The organism is Egicoccus sp. AB-alg6-2 (assembly GCF_041821025.1).
In the GTDB taxonomy this organism is placed as follows: domain Bacteria; phylum Actinomycetota; class Nitriliruptoria; order Nitriliruptorales; family Nitriliruptoraceae; genus Egicoccus.
In genome coordinates this window covers 503,917-523,412 of the sequence record NZ_JBGUAY010000001.1, presented here as the reverse complement: position 1 = coordinate 523,412, position 19,496 = coordinate 503,917, and the positions used below count along the sequence as shown (strand labels likewise).

15 protein-coding genes are annotated in these 19,496 nt (G+C 71.4%); 5 read left to right on the top strand and 10 right to left on the bottom strand.

The window, feature by feature from the left end; translation table 11 throughout:
- The 3 genes from ACERMF_RS02575 to ACERMF_RS02565 all read left to right on the top strand — a co-directional run.
- Positions 1–191: hypothetical protein (locus ACERMF_RS02575; protein WP_373667441.1), on the top strand; the 191-nt coding region annotated here is incomplete at its 5' end.
- 2 nt (positions 192–193) lie between these two features.
- Entirely contained in the window at positions 194–1,816 is a 1,623-nt protein-coding gene (locus tag ACERMF_RS02570) for an alpha-amylase family glycosyl hydrolase (protein WP_373667440.1), read from the top strand.
- 7 nt (positions 1,817–1,823) lie between these two features.
- Positions 1,824–2,750, top strand: a complete 927-nt coding sequence (locus ACERMF_RS02565) for a carbohydrate kinase (protein WP_373667439.1) — start codon at positions 1,824–1,826, stop codon at positions 2,748–2,750.
- 7 nt (positions 2,751–2,757) lie between these two features.
- Here ACERMF_RS02565 and ACERMF_RS02560 read toward each other — a convergent pair whose 3' ends face one another.
- Positions 2,758–4,143, bottom strand: coding sequence for an NADH-ubiquinone oxidoreductase-F iron-sulfur binding region domain-containing protein (locus ACERMF_RS02560; protein ID WP_373667438.1), 1,386 nt, complete (start codon positions 4,141–4,143; stop codon positions 2,758–2,760).
- A 98-nt stretch (positions 4,144–4,241) separates the two neighbouring features.
- On the bottom strand, positions 4,242–5,387 hold the full coding sequence (locus ACERMF_RS02555; RefSeq protein WP_373667437.1) for a polysaccharide deacetylase family protein: 1,146 nt from the start codon (positions 5,385–5,387) through the stop codon (positions 4,242–4,244).
- A 147-nt stretch (positions 5,388–5,534) separates the two neighbouring features.
- Here ACERMF_RS02555 and ACERMF_RS02550 point away from each other — a divergent pair, with 147 nt between their 5' ends.
- Together ACERMF_RS02550 and ACERMF_RS02545 are read left to right on the top strand one after the other, a co-directional pair.
- Positions 5,535–7,154, top strand: coding sequence for a putative glycoside hydrolase (locus ACERMF_RS02550; RefSeq protein WP_373667436.1), 1,620 nt, complete (start codon positions 5,535–5,537; stop codon positions 7,152–7,154).
- A gap of 49 nt (positions 7,155–7,203) precedes the next feature.
- Positions 7,204–7,779, top strand: coding sequence for an alpha/beta fold hydrolase (locus ACERMF_RS02545; RefSeq protein WP_373667435.1), 576 nt, complete (start codon positions 7,204–7,206; stop codon positions 7,777–7,779).
- Here the strand turns inward: ACERMF_RS02545 and ACERMF_RS02540 are convergent, their stop codons facing one another.
- The 8 genes from ACERMF_RS02540 to ACERMF_RS02505 form a co-directional block, all read right to left on the bottom strand.
- Entirely contained in the window at positions 7,780–9,381 is a 1,602-nt protein-coding gene (locus tag ACERMF_RS02540; RefSeq protein ID WP_373667434.1) for a long-chain-fatty-acid--CoA ligase, read from the bottom strand. It abuts the gene before it with no gap.
- 12 nt (positions 9,382–9,393) lie between these two features.
- Complete coding sequence (locus tag ACERMF_RS02535; protein ID WP_373667458.1) at positions 9,394–10,086, bottom strand: ABC transporter ATP-binding protein; 693 nt, start codon at positions 10,084–10,086, stop codon at positions 9,394–9,396.
- The gene (locus tag ACERMF_RS02530) at positions 10,086–10,835 is read right to left on the bottom strand and encodes an ABC transporter ATP-binding protein (RefSeq protein ID WP_373667433.1); all 750 of its coding nucleotides are present in this window, start codon (positions 10,833–10,835) and stop codon (positions 10,086–10,088) included. The genes ACERMF_RS02535 and ACERMF_RS02530 overlap by 1 nt, the downstream gene beginning before the upstream one ends.
- On the bottom strand, positions 10,832–11,899 hold the full coding sequence (locus ACERMF_RS02525; RefSeq protein WP_373667432.1) for a branched-chain amino acid ABC transporter permease: 1,068 nt from the start codon (positions 11,897–11,899) through the stop codon (positions 10,832–10,834). Before ACERMF_RS02525 ends, ACERMF_RS02530 begins: the two co-directional genes overlap by 4 nt.
- Positions 11,899–12,777 (bottom strand): branched-chain amino acid ABC transporter permease, encoded by an 879-nt coding sequence (locus ACERMF_RS02520; protein WP_373667431.1) that lies wholly within the window; start codon positions 12,775–12,777, stop codon positions 11,899–11,901. Before ACERMF_RS02520 ends, ACERMF_RS02525 begins: the two co-directional genes overlap by 1 nt.
- A gap of 37 nt (positions 12,778–12,814) precedes the next feature.
- Positions 12,815–14,164, bottom strand: a complete 1,350-nt coding sequence (locus tag ACERMF_RS02515; RefSeq protein WP_373667430.1) for an ABC transporter substrate-binding protein — start codon at positions 14,162–14,164, stop codon at positions 12,815–12,817.
- Between the two features lie 145 nt (positions 14,165–14,309).
- Positions 14,310–15,473, bottom strand: a complete 1,164-nt coding sequence (locus tag ACERMF_RS02510; protein WP_373667429.1) for a PucR family transcriptional regulator — start codon at positions 15,471–15,473, stop codon at positions 14,310–14,312.
- Between the two features lie 227 nt (positions 15,474–15,700).
- On the bottom strand, positions 15,701–19,372 hold the full coding sequence (locus ACERMF_RS02505) for a multifunctional oxoglutarate decarboxylase/oxoglutarate dehydrogenase thiamine pyrophosphate-binding subunit/dihydrolipoyllysine-residue succinyltransferase subunit (protein ID WP_373667428.1): 3,672 nt from the start codon (positions 19,370–19,372) through the stop codon (positions 15,701–15,703).
- Between the last annotated feature and the right edge of the window lie 124 nt (positions 19,373–19,496).

Sequence of the window (19,496 nt, the reverse complement as noted above, 5' to 3'; positions counted from 1 at the left end):
AGGTCATGCCACCGCCGTGCGGGCTGACGACGGTGGCGTCGGTCGTGTGGTGCGGCGGTGCTCCGCCGGCATCACGTGCGACGATAGACCGGAAAGCCGGGAAACGGGTCGGATCGGCGCTCGGCGAACACGGCGTTCGCCTGGTCGGCGGTAGCGTGACCGCCGAGACGACCCCGACGACGAAGGAGTAGCGGTGACGTGGTGGCAGGGCGCGGTCGGCTACGAGATCTACGTGCGCTCGTTCGCCGACAGCGACGGTGACGGTGTCGGCGACCTGCCCGGCATCCGGCAGCGCCTGCCGTACCTGGCAGACCTGGGCGTCGACCTGGTGTGGATCACGCCGTTCTACCCCTCGCCGCAGGCCGACCACGGCTACGACGTCTCGGACTACCTCGGCGTCGAACCGACGTACGGCAGCGTCGACGACGCCGTCGCGCTGATCGACCGCGCCCACGAGCTGGGACTGAAGGTGATCTTCGATCTGGTCCCCAACCACTCGTCGAGCGAGCACCCCTGGTTCCGAGACGCACGCTCCTCACGCGACGCGACCCACCGGGACTGGTACGTCTGGCGCGACCCCGCCCCCGACGGCGGTCCGCCGAACAACTGGGTCAGCAATTTCGGCGGGCCCGCCTGGACCTACGACGAGGCGTCCGGGCAGTACTGGATGCACCTGTTCCTGCCGGAGCAGCCGGACCTCAACTGGGCCAACGAGGACGTCCGGGCCGCCTTCGTCGACGTCATCGACACCTGGTTCACCCGCGGGGTCGACGGGATCCGCATCGACGTCGCCCACGCCCTGGTGAAGGACGAGCAGTTCCGCGACAACCCGGTCCTGCGCGAGGTCGGGCCCGACGCCTCGCCTCGTGAGCGGTTCCGCTCGTTCGACCACCGCTTCGACCAGGACCAGGAAGGCGTCCTCGACATCTACCGCGAGTGGAACCAGGTCGCGAGCAAGCACGACGCCATGCTGCTCGGCGAGGTGTACCTGCTCGAGACCGACCGCCTCCGCCGCTACGTCGAACGCCGCGACGGACTCCATCTCGCGTTCGCGTTCGCGACCCTGCACACCGCCTGGGACGTCGAGGAGATCCGCACCACACTCGGCGGGCTGCTCGAGGCGGCCGGGGAGAACTTCGCGTGGCCGCTCGGCAGTCACGACGACCCGCGGGCGGCGACCCGCTTCGGTGGCGGCGAGCTCGGCGCCCGGCGGGCGCGCGCCTACCTGACGTTGCTCTGCGGTCTGCCGGGCGTCCCGTTCCTGTACCAGGGCGACGAGCTCGGCCTGGACGACGGCGAACTGGCCGACGACTCCGCCCAGGACCCCATCGCGGTCAGAAACCCCGGCGCGAAGGGCCGGGACCCGGTGCGCACCCCCATGCTGTGGGAGCCGGGCGAGGGGTTCGGCTTCACGAACGGCGCCCCCTGGTTGCCGTTCGGCGACAACCGGCGCCCCGAGCACACCGTCGCCGCGCAGACCGGCCGGGCCGGGTCCCCGCTCGAGCGCACGCGCGAGCTGCTGCGGGCCCGACGGGCGCTGCCGGCGTTGCGCGACGGTTCGACGTGGTCCTGGCTCACCGACGCCGGCCCGGTCCTGGCGCTGCTGCGCAGCGAGCGCCGGGGCGAGGCCGACGAGCCCGCCGACATCGTGGTGGCCCTGCACGTCGGGTCCGACGCGGCCTCCGATGCCGTCGCCGAACTGACCCTGCCGCGGAGCGGGCGTCTCGCGTATGCCAGCGCCGACGGCGCCACGGTGTCGGGCGCGACCCTGCGCCTGCCGGCCGACACCGCCGTGTTCGTCGAACTCGCGCCGTGATCGCGCCGTGATCGTCGTCGTCGGCGAGGCGCTCGTCGACCTCGCGCCGGCGCCGGGCGAGGCCGCGGACGCCCGGCACCCGCTGCCGGGCGGATCCCCCTACAACGTCGCCGTCGGTCTGGGTCGGCTCGGTTCGCCGACCGCCTACGTCGGCTGCCTCTCGCGGGACCCCTTCGGTGAGCAGTTGGCCACCCGGCTGGGCCGCGAGGGCGTCTCGCTGCGGCTGGCGACCCGGACCGACGCGCCGACGACCCTGGCCGTCGTCCACCTCGACGACCAGGGGCGCGCCTCGTACGGCTTCTACCTGACCGGCACGAGCGCGGCCGAGTTGGGCGTGCGCCACCTCGACGGCTGGGACGCGACCGACGCCGTGCACGTCTCGCTCGGCGCCATCACGCTGACGACGCCGCACGCGGGTGCGGCGGTGACAGAACTGCTGTCCCGCGACCGCGGTGACGGGCTGCGGAGCCTGGACCCCAACGTGCGTCCGACCGTGATCGACGACCTGCAGGACTACGGTGCCCGGCTCGAGCAGCTGGTTCCCGGTCTCGACCTCGTGAAGGTCAGCGACGAGGACCTGCGCCTGCTCCACCCCGACCAGGATCCCGTCGAGGTGGCGCACCGGTGGGCACAGAACGGCCCCGCGGCGGTGGTCGTGACCCGCGGACCCGACGGTGCCGAGGCCCATCTCGCCTCCGGGGAGGTGGTCGAGGTCGCCGGCCTGCGCGTCGAGGTGGTCGACACCGTCGGCGCGGGCGACGCGTTCACGGCCGGCCTGCTGCACGCGTTGGAAGCCCGTTCCGCGCTCTCACGCGCGGGCCTCGAGGTCCTGGACGTCACGGCGTGGCGCGAGGCGCTGCAGACCGCCGTCCGGGTGGCGGCGATCACGTGCACGCGCCCCGGCGCCGACCCTCCGCGGGCCGACGAGCTGTGACGTCCGCTCAGCCGCCGTCGCGGATGGCGGCGAGCCGTTCGTCGCGGGGGTCGGCGTCGGTGTAGGACCAGTCGCTGCGCTTGAGGTGGTAGCGCGGGTGGTAGATCACCTCGCCGGTCGACTCGTCGATGGCGTCGATCAACGGCGTCGGCAGGTCCGCCGGCGTCGGTTCGCCGCGCTCGACGGTGGCGACGAACTCGTCGACGAAGGCCTGCATCGTGCTGGCGACCAGCAACTGCGAGCCGACCGGCAGGTAGCAGCGGTTGCCGTCCGTGACCGTGTGGCTGCGGCGCAGGAGGGTTTCGAGGTCCGCCTGGGTCGCCTCGCCGCGCTGGACCGCGAACAGCACCTCGGCCATGGCGGTGTTGCCCAGCTTGCAGGCGTTGCACTGCCCGCAGGACTCGATCGCGAGGAAGCGGATCAGCACGCTGAGGACGTCGACGATGCTGCGGGAGGTGTCGTAGACGACGAAGCCCCCCGACCCCATGCCGGCGCCGATGTCGCGCATCTCGTCGAACCCGAGTGGCACGTCGAGCCGGTCGGGGGTCAGCACCGAGGTGGAGACGCCGGAGTAGACGGCCTTGATGTCGCGGGCACCGGCGATGTCGACCAACAGGGTCCGCAGCGGGGTCCCGAGCGCCAACTCGTACACGCCGGGATTGTCCACGTCCCCGACCACGGTGAAGATCATGGTGCCCGGGGACGAGTCGGTCCCGGCCTGACGGAACCAGTCGGCACCGTTGGCCAGGATCGCGGCCACGTGGGACAGCGTCTCGACGTTGTTGACGATCGTGGGGTTGGGCGCGCTGGTGGCGGCGTGCAGTCCCTGCTCGTAGGGGCGGACGATGCGCGGCATCGGCAACTTGCCCTCGATGACCTCGAGCATCCCGGTCTCTTCGCCGAACAGGTAGGCGTCGGGGCCGAGCACCACTTCGATGCGGTCCGCACCCGGCCAGCCGGCCGCACGCACCTCGGCCAGCGCGGTCTGCAGGCGCTCGACGGGGCCGGTGAACTTGGCCTTGATACCCACGTGCGCCGAGCCGGCCTGCGTCGCGTGCAGGGCGATGCAGATGCCCTCGAGGAAGGCGTAGGGCTGCTGTTCGATCAGCACCCGGTCCTTGTAGGTGCCCGGTTCGCCCTCGGCGGCGTTGGCGACCAGGCTCAGTCGCCCGCCGGCACTCGCGGCGGTCTCGAGCACCCCCCGCCACTTGCGGGCCGTCGGGAATCCGGCGCCACCGCGACCCCGCAGGCCAGCCCGGTCGATCTCGTCGATGATCGCGTCGCCGTCGAGTTCGAGGGCCCGGGCGAGACCGGCACCGCCGCCAGCGGCGAGGTGGTCATCGAGGCTCCGGGCCGGCTCGGCGGGCAGAAGGCGGTCGGCGTCGACGTGCACGGGCGCAGCTCCGGGGTCGGGGATGGTCCGAGGGTCGTCGCGGGCGACCGTGACCGCAACCGCCGCGCAGGGCCGTTCATCCGTGGCTGTCGCCGCCGTCAGTACGCCAGTGCCCGGTCCGCGTACTCGGGCGAGAGGCCGTCCTGGAGGTCCGCCGGGAAGGCGATGGTGTCGGGGTCGCCGTCGGAGACGTACCTGCGCTCCGGGTGGTCCTCGAGCACCTGCAGCCAGAAGGCGGAGCCCCAGTCCGGGTCCCCGCCGTCCCACGAGGGCGACGAACGGATCCTGGGCACGCCGACGGGATCCCACTCGCGGTGGAAGGGCGACGGCGCGGGTCCGGATCCGACCAACAGCGCCGCCTGGTGCTCGTAGCCGATCCCGTCGGCTTCACCCGCGAGCGAGAGGGCATGGTCCTGCGGACGCACACCGAACGGCAGCGACAGGGTGGCGGTCGGCGCGCCGGTCAGCTCCTCGACCATCGCCGAGTTCTGCGTCAGCTCCTGCTGGACCTCGGCGCCGTCGGCCTGCCCGAGGTTGCGGTGCGTATGGGTGTGGTTGCCGATCTCGTAGCCGCGCTCGGCCAGGGCCGTCAGCAGCCCCTCGCCGCGATCCCCGCCACCGAAGAGCGAGCTGGTGATGACGTAGAACGAGGCGGCGGTGGCGTCCCAGTCCTCGTGCCGCTCGCCGAATTCCTCGAGGATGCCGACCTTGGTGTCCGGCGCGACCGCGCCGTCGGCGTCCAGGGCGAACTGCTCACGCGTGGAGTCGTCGAAGGTCAGTACCACCGGCGACGTGCCGGCCGGCAGGTCGATCCGCCCCGCCGCGACGTCGGCCATGCGCACCGGCCGGTAGCCGTGGTCGTAGAGCCACTGCAACTCGCCGCGGAACTCGTCGGCGGTCAGGTCGTACTCGCCGCCGCCGTCCGGCAGGAGGCGGTGGTACATCAGGATCGGGATCTGCCCCAGTTCGTTCGCGCCGACCTCGGCCGGGTCGGGCAGCGGCTCGCCCTCGTCGCCGACCCCCGCCTCGGCCTCCTCGGGGTCCGCCTGCGGGTCGTCGTCCTCGGGGTCGGGGGCGGCGACGTCGTCCCCGGCCGGCGTGACCGCGTCCTCGGGCGCGACCAGGGGATCCCCCGTCGGCCCCTCGGGCTGCCCGGCGCAGGCGCCGAGCAGCAGCGCGGCGGCGACGACGAGGGCGCCGCGGCGTGGCGGGCGGGTGCGGGCGTGGATGGTGACGTCGGACAAGGCATCCCCATGGTGCAGTGGCGCGGCGGTGTGGTCGCGTGACCGTATCGGGCCGCCGGGGCGCCCTCGACCCGGCGATGACGCCTCCGGGCAACGGATACCGTCCCTCGCGCACACGGCGAGGAAACCACGGAGTACGGGGGCGGCATGAGGCGCAACGGGCAACGCATCGGGACCTGGTTGTGTGCCGGTTTCGCGGCTGTGGCGGTGCTGACCGCCTGTCAGGGCGAACCCGAGGCCCCGCTGGAGTTCGCCGGGCCCGAGGACGGCACCCTGTTCAACGCCGACACCCTGGGCGAGGCGGCCTGGGAGGTCAGCAGCGACGACGGGGTGCCCGAAACGGTCGGTTTCGTGCTCGACGCGCACGCGGTCGACGCCGACCGCGACGCCGGGACGCTGCGGTGGTCGCCGGACACGCTCGACGACGGGGAGTACCACCTGGCGGTGCAGCGGACCCCGGTCGAGACCGACGACGAGGCGGCGGAGCCCGAGGTGCTGCACGAGTGGCGGTTCGCCGTGGACGCCACGCCACCCGAGATCGAGCTCATCTCCCCGGACAGCGCGGTCGTCGCCGGGGAACCGGTGGTGGTGGCCGGTACCACGGAACCGGGTGCGGCGGTGACCGTGGCCGACCAGGAGACGACGGCGGACCAGGACGGCGGCTTCGAGCTCGAACTGACGGACGCGCCCGAGGGTGAACTGCAGATCGTCGCCGTCGACGCCGCCGGCAACAGCAGCGACGACGCCTTCACACTGGTGACGGTCCCCTCGCGCGTCGAGGTCGACCTCGTCCGCAGCGTCCACGTCACGCCGCACGCGTGGGCGACCCCGAGCTTCCGCGAGCGCATTCTCGCCATGGTCGACGACGGGATCATCAATTCGATCGCGCTCACGCTCAAGGACGAGGGTGGCCGCATCGGCTGGAACAGCGAGGTCGAGCTCGCGATCGAGTCGGGCGCCAACGAGGGCGTGTACGACCTCGAGGAGACCATCGCCTTCCTGCACGAACGCGGCATCCACGTCGCCGGTCGCATCGTGGCCTTCCGCGACCCGAAGCTCGGTCCGTGGGCCCGCGACAACGGCCACCTCGACTGGCTGGTGCAGACCACCGACGGCGAGCCCTACACCGGCCGCTACGAGTGCTGCTTCACCAACTTCTCCCACCCCGACGTCATCGAGTACAACCTCGCCATCGCCGAGGAGGCCGCCCGCGCCGGCGTCGACGACATCCTCTGGGACTACATCCGCAAGCCGGACGGTCCCCGGGCCAACCTCGTGCTCGAGGGCATCCCCAACGACGAACCGCTCGAGCCGGCCATCATCGAGTTCACGCGGCTGGCGGACGAGCGGCTGTCGAAGTACGGCGTCAGGCACGGCGCGTCCCTGTACGGCATCGCCGCCGACCGGCCCACCCAGATCGCCCAGGACGTCCCGGGCATGTCGCAGTACCTCGACTACGTCGCGCCGATGATCTATCCCTCGCACTGGGGCCCCGGGGAGTACGGCGTCGCCGATCCCAACCGCCAGCCCTACGACATCATCGACGCGACGCTGCAGGTCTGGAAGGCGCAGGTCGAGGGCACCGACACCCGCATCGTGCCGTGGCTCGAGGACACGACCTATCGCGCCTGGGACCGTCCGCACCAGGTTCGCGAGCAGATCCGCGCCGCACGGGACCAGGGCGTCGAGGAGTTCCTGATGTGGGACCCGGGGGTGCGCTACACCCCCGACGCCTACGACACCATCCCTCAGGGCCGCGACGAGTAGCGCTGGCCCGGTAGCGTCCCGCCGTTCCCGACGACGAACGAGGGCGAACGTGACGAGCTCCGCCCGGCTCGGCCGGCACGAGGTTGACTTCGACGACGTCGGTGGCGAGGGCCCACCGATCCTGCTGACCCCCGGGGCGACGGGGAGCGCCGCGGATCTGCGGGCGCGCTTCGACCGGTTCGCCCGCGTGTACCGGCTGATCGCGTGGGACCCGCCCGGCGACGGCGAGGACCGCGTGCGCGACCACGCCGCCCTGGCGCTCGAACTGCTGCACCACCGCGGCATCGAACGGGCGATCCTCGCGGGCGACGGCGAGGGCGCGCTGGTGTGCCTGCGCGCCGGCCTGCAGGCGCCCGACCGGGTGCGGGGCCTGGTGTTGCTGGACGTACCGGCCGGCGACGCGGCCGAGTTGGACCGCATCGACGAACTCGACATCCCCACCCTCGTCGTCCAGACCGAGAGCGGCGGCGCCCGACCCCACGGCGCCACCCGCGATCTCGCGGCCGCCATCCGCGACGCCCGCGGGGTCCACCTGCTCGAGGGGCCCGCTGCAGCGGTCGATCCCACCCGCGAGGCCGACGTCGACCCGTTGATCCGCGAGTACCTCGAGTCCCTACCGGCGTGATCAGTCCAGCTCGAGGTCCAGGGACGCCCGCAGGGTGCGCTTGTCGAGCTTGCCGACCGAGGTCTTGGGGATCTCGGTGAGATAGGTCACGGCGTCGGGCAGCCACCACTTGGCGACCCGGTCGACCAGGAACGCGTGCAGTTGCGCCAGCGTCGGTGGCGCGTCCGGGTCGACCGGGACGACGACGGCGACCGGCCGCTCGTCCCAGCGCCGTGACGGCATCCCGACCACCGCCGCGTCGGCGACGTCGGGATGCGCCAGCAGGTGCCCCTCGAGCTCGACGGAGCTGATCCACTCGCCCCCCGACTTCACCAGGTCCTTGGCCCGGTCCACGATGCGCAGGTAGCCATCCGGCTCCATCGTCGCCATGTCGCCGGTGCGCAACCAGCCGTCGTTGAAGCGGTCGTCGGCTTCGAGGCGGTAGTAGCCGGACGCGATCCAAGGTCCGGTGACCTCCAGCTCGCCGACGGCCTGGCCGTCCTGGGGCAGCGGCCGACCCGCCTCGTCGGTGATCCGTGCACGCAGGCCGGCGAAGATCGTGCCCGTCCGCTCGCGCACGTCGAGGGACTGGTCCCGCGTCAGCCCCCGGTGCCGGCGCCGCGGCCGCGACGCGCAGGCCAGCGGCCCGGTCTCGGTCATCCCCCACACCTGCAGGTACTCGATGCCGAGATCGTCGTAGGCCTCGATCAGCGCGCGTGGCGAGGCGGCGCCACCGACGAACACCAACCGCAGTGCGGCGGCGTCCAGCTTCCCCGAACGCAGGCCGGGCAGCAACGACTTCCAGATCGTCGGCACGCCGGCCGCCACGGTCACCTCGGCGGTCGACAGGACCGTGCCGAGGTGCTCGGGCGAGCTGTCCGCGCCGTGGAAGGCGAGTTCGGCACCGACGAACGGCGCCGCATACGGCAGACCCCACGCGAACGCGTGGAACATCGGGACCACGGGCAGCACGACGTCGGACTCCCGCAGCCCGATGTGGTCGGCCATGCATGCCGCCATGGTGTGCAGCAGCATGCCGCGGTGCGAGGTGAGCACGCCCTTGGGGTCGCCGGTCGTGCCGGAGGTGTAACAAAGCCCCAGCGCGGCGTCCTCGTCCAGCCGCGGCAGGTCCCGCAGCGGGTCGGCCGCGGCGACCAGTTCGTCGTGGTCGAGTTGCCCGGCGACCGCCCCGTCGGGCCCCTTGCCCATGCGCACGACGTGCCGCAATCGCTCACGACCGGCGATGCGGGCGAAGTCGGCGAGGAGCGCGCCGTCGACGAACGCCACCTCGTCACCTGCGTGGTCGAGGATGAACGCGACCTGGTCGGGGTGCAGACGCACATTGACCGTGTGGAGCACGGCGCCGATCAGTGGGACGGCGAAGTACAGCTCGAGGTGACGGGTCGAGTTGAACGCGAACGTCGCGACCCGGTCCCCGGGCCGGACCCCGAGCTCGTCGGTGAGCACCCGCGCCAGGCGCAGGATCCGCTCGGCCAGGGCGCCGTAGGTGGTCTCGCCCTCGGCGTCGACGACCCGGCCGTCGGCATGGACGGTGCGCAGGCGTTCGAACACGAGGTCCAGCGTCAGCGGGGTGCGCTGGGTCAGTCCGGGCAGCGGCGTCATCGACATCCTCCGTCAGACGCCGAGGTAGCGCTGCAGTGCACCGCTGCCCTCGAGCGTCGCCGCCGACTCGGTGTGGCGGATCGCGCCCTTCTCGATCAGGAAGGCCCGGTCGGCGTGCCTGAGCGCGAACCGGTGCTGCTGTTCGGCGAGCACCATGGTCAGTCCGACCTCGCGCAGCTGACCGAGCAGGGTCCCGAGCGCCTGGACGACGACGGGAGCGAGGCCCTCGGACGGCTCGTCGAGCAGCAGCACCTTGGGATTGGCCATCAGACCGCGCCCCACGGCCAGCATCTGGCGCTCGCCGCCGGAGAGGTTCTTCGCGTTCGCGTTGCGCAGGTCCCCGAGCTTGGGGAACAGCTCGTAGACGCGCTGCACGGTCCAGGGATCGTCGGTGTGCCGTGGGCGGACGACCTGCAGGTTCTCCTCGACGGTCAGGTCGGCGAACACGCGGGCCCCCGAGGGGACCATGGCGAGTCCCTTGCGCAGCCGCCGGAACGCGGGCAGTTCGGTGATGTCCTCGCCGTCGAGCCGGATGCGACCGGCCGAGGCGGGCACGACCCCCATCAACGCGCTGAGCGTGGTCGTCTTGCCCGCACCGTTGCGACCGAGCAGGGCCACCAGCTCACCCGCCGACGCCTGCAGGTCGACGCCGTGCAGGACATGGCTGGCGCCGTAGTGGCCGTGGAGTCCTTCGACCTCGAGCATCACGCGTCCTCCTCGCCGAGGTAGACCCGGCGGACGTCGGGGTGGGCGCGCACCTCGTCGGGGGTGCCGTCGACCAGCGGTGCGCCCTGGTGCATCACCAGCACGCGGTCGGCCGTGCCGAACACCACGTCCATGTCGTGCTCGCAGAACAGCAGCGTCAGGCGCCGTTCGTCCGCGATCCGCCGCACGAGGTCCATCGTGCGCGTGGTCTCCGCGGGGGCCATGCCCGCCGTCGGTTCGTCGAGCAGCAGCAGCCTGGGCTCCATCGCCAATGAGATCGCCAGCTCCAGCGCCCGCTGGTCGCCGTGCGAGAGGTTGCCGGCACGCTCGTCGGCGACCGCGAGCAGACCCACGTCGTCGAGGATCGCGCGTACCTCGGTGCCGTGCCGTCCGGCCGCGACGCCGACGGCCCGGCGGGTCTCACCGGTGCGGGCGAACCGGCCCAGCTGGACGTTCTCGAACACCGTCAGCCCCGGGAAGATGCTGGTGATCTGGAACGCCCGTCCGATGCCGGCTCTGGCCACGGTGTGCGTCGCCTTGCCGGTGATGTCCTCGCCGGCGAACGACACGGTGCCGCTGTCGGGCCGCAGGTAGCCGGTGATGAGGTTGAACAGCGTCGTCTTTCCGGCACCATTGGGGCCGATGACCGCGCGCCGTTCGCCGTCGGCGACGGTGAGGTCGACGCCCGTGACCGCGGCGAGTCCGCCGAAGCGCTTGCCCAACCCGGTGACCTCGAGCAGTCCGGTCATCGGACACCTCCCCTGCTGGCCGGTGCCGGTTCGTCGACGCCGGGATGGTCGGGTGCTGCGGGATCGCCTTCGGGTGGCGGTCCGCCGGTGAAGCGCGCCCACAGCCGCTTGAGCCCCTCGACGGTGCCGCCGGGCAGGAACAGGATCAGGGTGAGCAGCACCAGGCCGAGGACGACGCCCCAATACACGAAGTTGCGGGTCACGTAGTCGCGCAACAGACCGAAGATGACCGCGCCGACGACGGGTCCGGCGAAGCTGTTCATGCCGCCGATCAGGGTCACGAAGATCGGTTCGGCCGACGTGGTCCAGTGCAGCAGCAGCGGGAACGAGCCGCGGTCGAAGATCGCGTACATGCCGCCGGCCCAGCCGGCGAAGGCGCTGCCGAGCGTGAAGGCGGCCAACTCGTAGCGCTTGACCTTGATGCCGAGGAAGCCCGCGCGGTCACGGTTCTCGCGGATCGCGCGCAGGGTCGCGCCGAACGGCGAGCGCATCGCCACACCCATGATCGCGATGGCGAGCGCCGCGAGCAGCAGCAGGAAGTAGTACCGGTTGAGGGTGGGCCCGAGCACGTCCGGCAGTCGCAGGCCGTGGATGCCGTCGTCGCCGCGGGTGAACGTGCGCCATTGGAACATCACCACGTACATCAGCTGCCCGATGGCCAGCGTGAGCAGGGCGAAGTACAGCCGCGTCGCACGCAGCGCCACCAGGCCGGTCAGGTAGCCGAGGGCGCCCGCCGCGACGGGAGCGAGCGCCATACCGAGCAGCGGCGACCAACCCAGGTGCAGGGCGCTGAGGGTGACGGCGTAGGCGCCGACGCCGTAGTACGAGGCGTGGGCGAACGACACCATGCCGGTGTTGCCGAGCAGGATGTTGTACGAGGTCGCGAAGACGGCCAGGATCAGCACCATCATCAGGACGAAGACCTGGCGTTCGTCGACCAGCCAGGGCGCCGCAACCGCGATCACGGCCGCGGCGGTCCAACCGGTGCGCGGACGCATCCAGTCCGGCGTCGCGAGGCTCGGCCGACGCGAGCGCCGGCGGGTGGGAGTGGTCGTGGTCGACATCATGCCTCCGGGATCCCGAACAGCCCGGTCGGCCGCACCACGAGTACGGCGACCATGACGAGGAAGACGATGGCCATCGCCGCCGAGGGGAACCAGACGATCCCCAGCGCGAAGGTGACCCCGACGAGCACGGCGCCGACCGCGGTCCCGAGCAGGCTGCCGAGACCGCCGATGATGACCACGGCGAACGACTGCACGATGATGTCGACGTCCATGCCGAGCAGCAGCGTCGTCTGCGGCGCGGCGAGCACCCCGCCGATGCCACCGAGCGCCGCCCCCAGCATGAACACGATCGTGAACAGGCGGCGGACGTCGACACCCACCATGCCGAGCATCTCGGGATCGGACACCGCCGCGCGGATGTCCCGTCCGAGCCCGGTCCGGCTCATCAGTGCCCACAACCCACCGGCGATGAGCAGGGCGGCGACGATGATGAACAGCCCGTACCGGGGGTAGATGGTGCCGGCGAGGTCCACGGATCCGCGTGCGAACTCGGGCGCCCGCAACGACCGGGGTCGCTCGCCGTAGAACCAGCGGACCGCGTCGTGCAGCACCAGCAGGACCGCGAACGTCGCCAGCAGTTGCAGCAGGTGCTCCTTGCCGTACAGCCGGCGCAGGGCACTGACCTCGATGACCCCGCCGACGACGGCGACGATGAGCGGCGCCACCACCAGGGCGGCGACGAAACCGAACGGTCCCGCCACCGCCCCGGCCACCGTGACCGCGAGGAACGCACCGAGCATGTAGAACGAACCGTGGGCGATGTTGACGATGCGCATGGCACCGAACACCAGCGAGAGTCCTGCGGCCACGATGAACAGGATCGCGGCGCGCGAGAGCCCGGTCAGGATCTGCAGGAGCAGCGCATTCGTGCTCATGTCGGTCTCCGATCGACGATGGTTCGGCGTCGCGGGGTCACCCGCCCCGCAGCTCGGTGACCTCGTCCTCGCTGAGCCAGATGTCCTCGGCGGGGACGGTCTGCAGGTCGGTGTAGACGTAGAAGCCGAGCTCGTCGTCGAAGGTCAGCCGGCCGATGTAGGACGGCACCGCGGCCTGGTGGTCGATGCCACGGATGTGGGTCTCGCCACGGAGGCCCGTGAAGGAGAAGTCCTCGACCGTCTCGACGAACGCGTCCGCGTCCTCGGTACCGGCGGCCTCGGCGACCTGGGCCCAGAGCATCACGGCGTCGTAGGCCATGCACGCCCAGTCGCTCGGCACCCGGTCGTGGGCCTGCTGGTAGGCGTCGACGAAGTCGCGCATCTGGTCGTTGTCGATGGTGAACGGGCAACGTGAGTACCCGCGGACCCCCTCGAGATCTACCTCGTCGCGCAGTTCCTCGAGCGCGTCGGTCTCGTACAGGGCGGTGAACTCGACCTGCTCGAAGAAGCCGAGGTCGGCCGCCTGCCGCGTGAAGGTGATCAGGTCGCCGGCGAACAGCGGCGAGTAGACCGCCTCGGGGTCGGAGGAGATCAGCGCGGTGATGAACGGCCGCAGGTCGGCCTCACCGAGCTCGGGGAACTGTTGGGCGATGATCTCGACCTGGTCGTTCTCCGCCGTGATCGTGTCGACGAAGGTCTGGGTCTGTCGCTGCCCGAACTCGTAGTTGGGCGCGATCGTCGCCCACCGGGTGTAGGGCTCGTCGGCGAGGTCGACGCCCTGTGCCCGGGCCTCCATGTAGGTGTTTGGGACCACGGAGACCATGTAGGGCTGGAACTGCTCGACCATCAGCGCCGAGGTGTTGGCGGTGTGGGTGATGAACGGCACCTTCCGCTCCTCGGACACCTCGGTGATGGCGAGCGCCACGCCGGACGACACGGGGCCGAGCAACACGTCCACGCCCTCGGAGAGGATCAGGTCGCGGGCGAGCGCGGCGCCCTCCTCCGGGCGGGCCTGGTCGTCACGGACGATGAGCTCGACCGGCCGGCCGAGCACGCCACCAGAGGCGTTGAGCTGGTCGACCGCGAGCTGCGCGCCGTTCTGGTTGGCGACGCCGAACAAGGCGATCGATCCCGACAGTGACGTCGCCATGCCGATTCGCAGCGGATCCCCTTCCGGTGCGTCCGCGGTCCCGGCGTCCGCGTCGGTGTCCGCGTCGGCGCCGTCCTCGCCGGCGGGTTCGGTCCCGTCCCCGGCCGCGCCGGGCGAGCCGGGTCCGTCGCCGTCGGCGGCGCAGGCACTGGCGGCCAGCGCGGCCGCCAGCAGCGCCGCCGCGACGCGGCGTCGGGCTCCCGTGTGACGTCGGGCGTCACGGCGTGTCATCCTCATGTCGTTCTCTCCCTCGTGGTGGGGGCGGTGCCCCGTCCTTGCTGTCCCCGGCCACGACGGCACAGACGCCACGCCACCGTGAGGTGGCGATTCGCCGGGTTGGAACTCGCTGCAGCCGCGCGCCCGTCGGACGAGCGGCGACTCGCTACCCCGTGCCCCCCCGTGCCATGGCCGCCACGACCAGCAGGGCCGCATCCGTCGGGACCCGTGGATCGAGCCCCGTCACCTCCCGGACGCGGCGCAGCCGGTATGCCACCGTGTTCGGGTGGACGACGTGCACCTCGGCGGTCTCGGGGATCGAGCCCGAGGCGAGGTAGGTGCGAAGCGTGGCGACGAAGATGCCGTCGGGATCCTGCGCCACCAGCGGGTCGAGCACGCGTGCGGCCAGACCGTCGACCACACGCTCGGAGCCGGCGAGCAACTGCTCGAGCAGCAGGTCGTCGGGGCCGAAGGCGCCCTCGAGATGCCCGGCGCGCTCCGCCGCGAGCAGTACCGCCTCGACGTGCCGCACCTCGGCGAGCAGTTCCGGTCCGGGGGCGACGGCGCGCCCGTAGGTCGTCAGCTGGGCATTGGCCGCCTTCGCCAACAGCCGCGGATCGGCCCGTTCGTCGGGCAGCAGCGCCAGCACCCGGGTGCCGCGTCGGCCGGCCAGCGTGTCCGGCGGCGCGTTCTGCACGAGCAGGTCGATGCGCACCAGCACGTCGTCGCCCGCGAGCAGCACGGGTCGGTACCGCGGCGCGAGCGCCAGCGACCACCGCGCCGCGACCGAGGCCACCTCGCCCCAGTCCTGCGCCTCGAGCAGCGCGTCCACGATCGCCGAGCGGCGGGCGTCCAGGCGGCGCAGGTGCTCGTGCGACGCGGCCACGTAGCCCTCGGCGAAGCTGGACGACGCCCGGTCCATGTGGTCGATCCAGGCGGCGGCGAGCGGGCCGAGCACGTGGTGCTCGTCCTCGTCGACCGCCGCGACCACCGCCTGCCAGGTCTCGCGGCCGGCGAGACGGAAGGCGTGGAGGGCAGAGTCGAGGGAGATGCCCATCTCCAGGCGGCGACGGCCCGCCTGCGACAGCGCGGACAGGTCGATCCCCTCCGCGTCGCGACCCGCCGCGAGCCGACCGAAGTAGCCCTCGATGAACCGGCGCGAGGTCTGGAGGATCTCGTGCTCGAGTTGCCGTGGCGTGAGCCGGGCGTACTCGTCGATCTCGCGCTGGTAGGTCGCGCCCATCCGCGGCAGCAGGTCGTCGAGCCCGTCGAGCACGCGCCGGGCGATGGCGGCGAAGGGCGCGTCAGGCCGGTCCGGGACGCGCGTCAACGCGCCACCACCTGGTGGGCACGCAGCGCTCCGTCCGACACCGACACGGGTCTCCCTCCCACCGGCGCGTCTCCCAACGGCCGGACGGGAGCCACCCTACGTTGGTCGCGACACAACGAGAACACCGACCCTTGGCGCATCCCACCAGATTCGGGGACTCACCGTTGTCGATCCCACAATCGACGTGGCGCCCGGTCCGGGGGCGGGCGCTGCGCCGAACCGGTGCGTCAGGTCGCGTCGACGGGGTCGAGCGTGTCGCCGATGAGCTGCTCGAGCTCCTGGTCGTGGACCACGTGCTGACCGGCGGCGGGCGACGCGGACGGCACGCGGGCCGCATGACGCAGCTTGCGTCCGTCGCCGAGCTCGTCCAGCAGGTTCCACAGGCGACCGTCCACGAAGCCCCAGCCGCCCATGTTCGACGGCTCCTCCTGGACCCAGATCACATCCTTCGCGTTGGGGTAGGAGGCCAGGATCTCGCGGATCTGGTCACCAGGGAACGGGTAGAGCTGCTCGACCCGCACGACCGCGACGGGGGCTTCGCGCTCGTCGCGGGCGCGCATCAGGTCGTAGGCGACCTTGCCGAAGCTGAGCGTCACCGCACGCACCTCGTCGCGGTCGCGGCCCTCGCCTTCGCCGTCGGTGCCCGGGGCGGCCCACGCCGGGTCGTCGAGGGTCTCGCGGAAGGTGCCCGAGGTGAACTCGGCGAGGTTCGAGAACGCGTTGGGCGAGCGCAGCAGGGACTTCGGCGTGAAGATGATCAGCGGCTTGCGCACGTCACGGTGCATCTGCCGCCGCAGGACGTGGAAGTACTGCGCGGCCGTGGTCGCGTTGACGACCTGGATGTTGTCCTCGGCGCACAGGATGAGGAAGCGCTCGATGCGCGCGGAGCTGTGTTCGGGACCCTGCCCCTCGTACCCGTGCGGCAGCAGCATCACCAGGCCGGAGGTCTCGTCCCACTTGTCCTCGGCGGCGACGATGAACTGGTCGATGATGATCTGGGCGCCGTTGACGAAGTCGCCGAACTGCGCCTCCCACGCGACCAGTGTGTCCTTGTTCTGCACCGAGTAGCCGTACTCGAACCCGACGGCGGCGTACTCGCTCAGCAGCGAGTCGTAGGCGAAGAACTTGCCCTGCTCGTCCGCGAGCTTCTGCAGCGGCAGGTGGTCCTCGCCGGTCTTGAAGTCGACCTGCACCGCGTGCCGCTGCGAGAACGTGCCGCGGCGGGAGTCCTGGCCCGCGAGCCGCACGTTGGTCCCCTCGAGCAGCAGCGAGCCGAACGCGAGCGTCTCGCCCAGCGCCCAGTCGATGGTCCCCGCCTCGTAGCGCTCGCGCGCCTTCTTGAAGATGCGGTCGAGCTTCGGATGGCGGGTGAACCCGTCGGGCACGTCGAACTGCTTCGCGGCGATGCGGTCGAGGACCTCCTTGGGGACCGCCGTGTCGGCCGGCGGCAGCAGCGAGGTGCTCTCCTCGGGCCGGATCGCCTTGGGCGGCTCGGGCGGTGCGGCCTGCTTGGTGGAGCTGAACGCCTCCTCGAGCCGTGCCTCGTAGTCCTGCAGGAACTCCTCGGCCTGCTCGATCGAGATGTCGCCGCGGCGTACCAGTCGCTCGGTGTAGAGCTTGCGGACCGAGCGCAGGTTGTCGATGACCTCGTACATCTGCGGCTGCGTGAAGGAGGGGTCGTCGCCCTCGTTGTGGCCGTGCCGGCGGTAGCAGACGAGGTCGATGACGATGTCGCTGTGGAACTTCTGGCGGTACTCGAAGGCGAGGCGCGCGACGCGGACGACGGCCTCGGGGTCGTCGCCGTTGACGTGCAGCATCGGCGCATGGACCGTCTTGGCCACGTCGGTGGCGTAGTAGGACGAGCGCGCCGACCGCGGCGAGGTGGTGAACCCGACCTGGTTGTTGATGACGACGTGGATCGTGCCGCCGGTGCGGTAGCCCCGCAGCTGCGACAGGTTCAGCGTCTCGGTGACCACGCCCTGGCCCGCGAACGCGGCGTCGCCGTGCATCAGCAACGGCAGCACCGGGAACACCCCCTCGTTCCCGCGGTCGTAGGTGTCCTGCATCGCGCGGGCGATCCCCTCGACGACCGGGTTGACGGCTTCGAGGTGGGAGGGGTTGGGCGGCAGCCGCAGCTCGACGGTGTTGCCGGATCGGGCCTCGTAGGTTCCCTGCGTGCCGAGGTGGTACTTGACGTCGCCCGAGCCCTGCACCGTGTCGGGGTCGATGTGCCCCTCGAACTCGCCGAAGATCTGCTGGTAGGACTTGCCGAGGATGTTGGACAGCACGTTCAGTCGGCCGCGGTGCGCCATGCCCATCACGATGTCGTTGATGTCGGCGTCCGCGGCCGCCTCGCAGATCGCGTCGAGCAACGGGATCAGGCTCTCGGCACCCTCGATGCCGAAGCGCTTCTGACCCACGTACTTGGTGTGCAGGAACGACTCGAAGGCCTCGGCGGCGTTCAGGCGCTCGAGGATCCACAGCTGGTCCTCGGGTGACACGTCGCCGTTGACGCCCTCGACCTCGTCGCGGATCCACTGCTTCTGCGCGGGGTCGAGCACGTGGCCGTACTCGATACCGATCGTGCGGCAGTAGGCGTCACGCAGGACGCCGAGGATGTTCTTGAGCTCCATCTTGCGCGGTTCGCCACCGATGTCGGTGATGAACTCGCGGTCGAGGTCCCAGATCGACAACCCGTAGTAGGTCGGGTCGAGCTCCTTGTGCGTCGACTTGGGGTGCAGGCGCAACGGGTCCAGGTCGGCGATCAGGTGGCCGCGGACGCGGTACATGTTCGCGAGCTGGTCGACCTTGCTCTGCTTGGCGAGCAGGTCGAACTCGTCGTCGACGTGGGTCGTGTCCGGCCGCCAGCGGGCCGGCTCGTACGGCATGCCCAGGGCCTCGTACACCTCGTCGTAGAAGCCGTGCTCACCGATCAGCAGCTCGTGGACCCGCTTGAGGAACAGACCAGACTCGGCTCCCTGGATCACCCGGTGGTCGTAGGTCGAGGTCAGCGTGATGACCTTGGACACCCCGAGCTTGGCGATCGTGCGCGGGTCGGCGGCCTGGTAGCCGGCCGGGTAGTCGATCGCCCCGACGCCGAGGATGGCGGCCTGGCCCGACATCAGGCGCGGGATCGAGTGCACGGTGCCGATCGTGCCCGGGTTGGTCACCGTGATGGTGCCACCGGCGAACATGGCCGGGTCGAGCTTGCCCGTGCGGATCTTGCGGATGATGTCCTCGTAGGCCCGCAGGAAACCGTCGAAGGGCAGCGTGTCGGCGTCGGCGATCACGGGCACCATCAGGCTGCGCGAGCCGTCCTTGTTCTCGACGTCGACGGCCAGCCCGAGCCCGAAGTGATCGGTGCGGCGGACGACGGGCTTGCCGTCCTCGGTGACGCCGTAGGTCGACTTCATCGCGGGCACGGCCTCGACGGCCTTGACCATGGCGTACGCGATCAGGTGCGTGAACGACACCTTGCCGCCGCGGGTGCGACGCAGATAGTTGTTGGCGATGCGGCGGTTGACCTCGAGCAGCTTGGCCGGGACGTCGCGGACCGAGGTCGCCGTCGGGACCCCGAGCGAGGACTCCATGTTCTCGACGATGCGCGCCCCGACCCCACGCAGGCGTTGGGCGTCGGGGTCGTCGTCGGCCACGGTGGGGGCGGCGCGGACGGTCGTCGCGGCGCTGGCACCGTTGTCGGACGCCGCCGCCTCGGTCGCCGCTCCGGCACGGCCCGCGCGCCCGTTCCCGCCGCGCCCGTCGTCGGGCCGGTAGTCGGCGAAGAAGTCGCGCCAGCTCTTGGAGAGCGCGTCGGGGTCTTCGCGGTACTGCTCGTACATCTCTTCGACGAGCCAGGCGTTGAGCTCCGACTGGGAAGAGGCGGCGGGTTGATTGGCCATGTCGGCGTTCGTGCTCCAGGGCGACGTGCGCGTCAGGGTAGGGCGGCGCGGGCTGCGGTCCCATCCGACCACGTCGGACGCGGCTGCCCCGACGTCAGGGTGGGTCGGCACCGGGCACCGACAC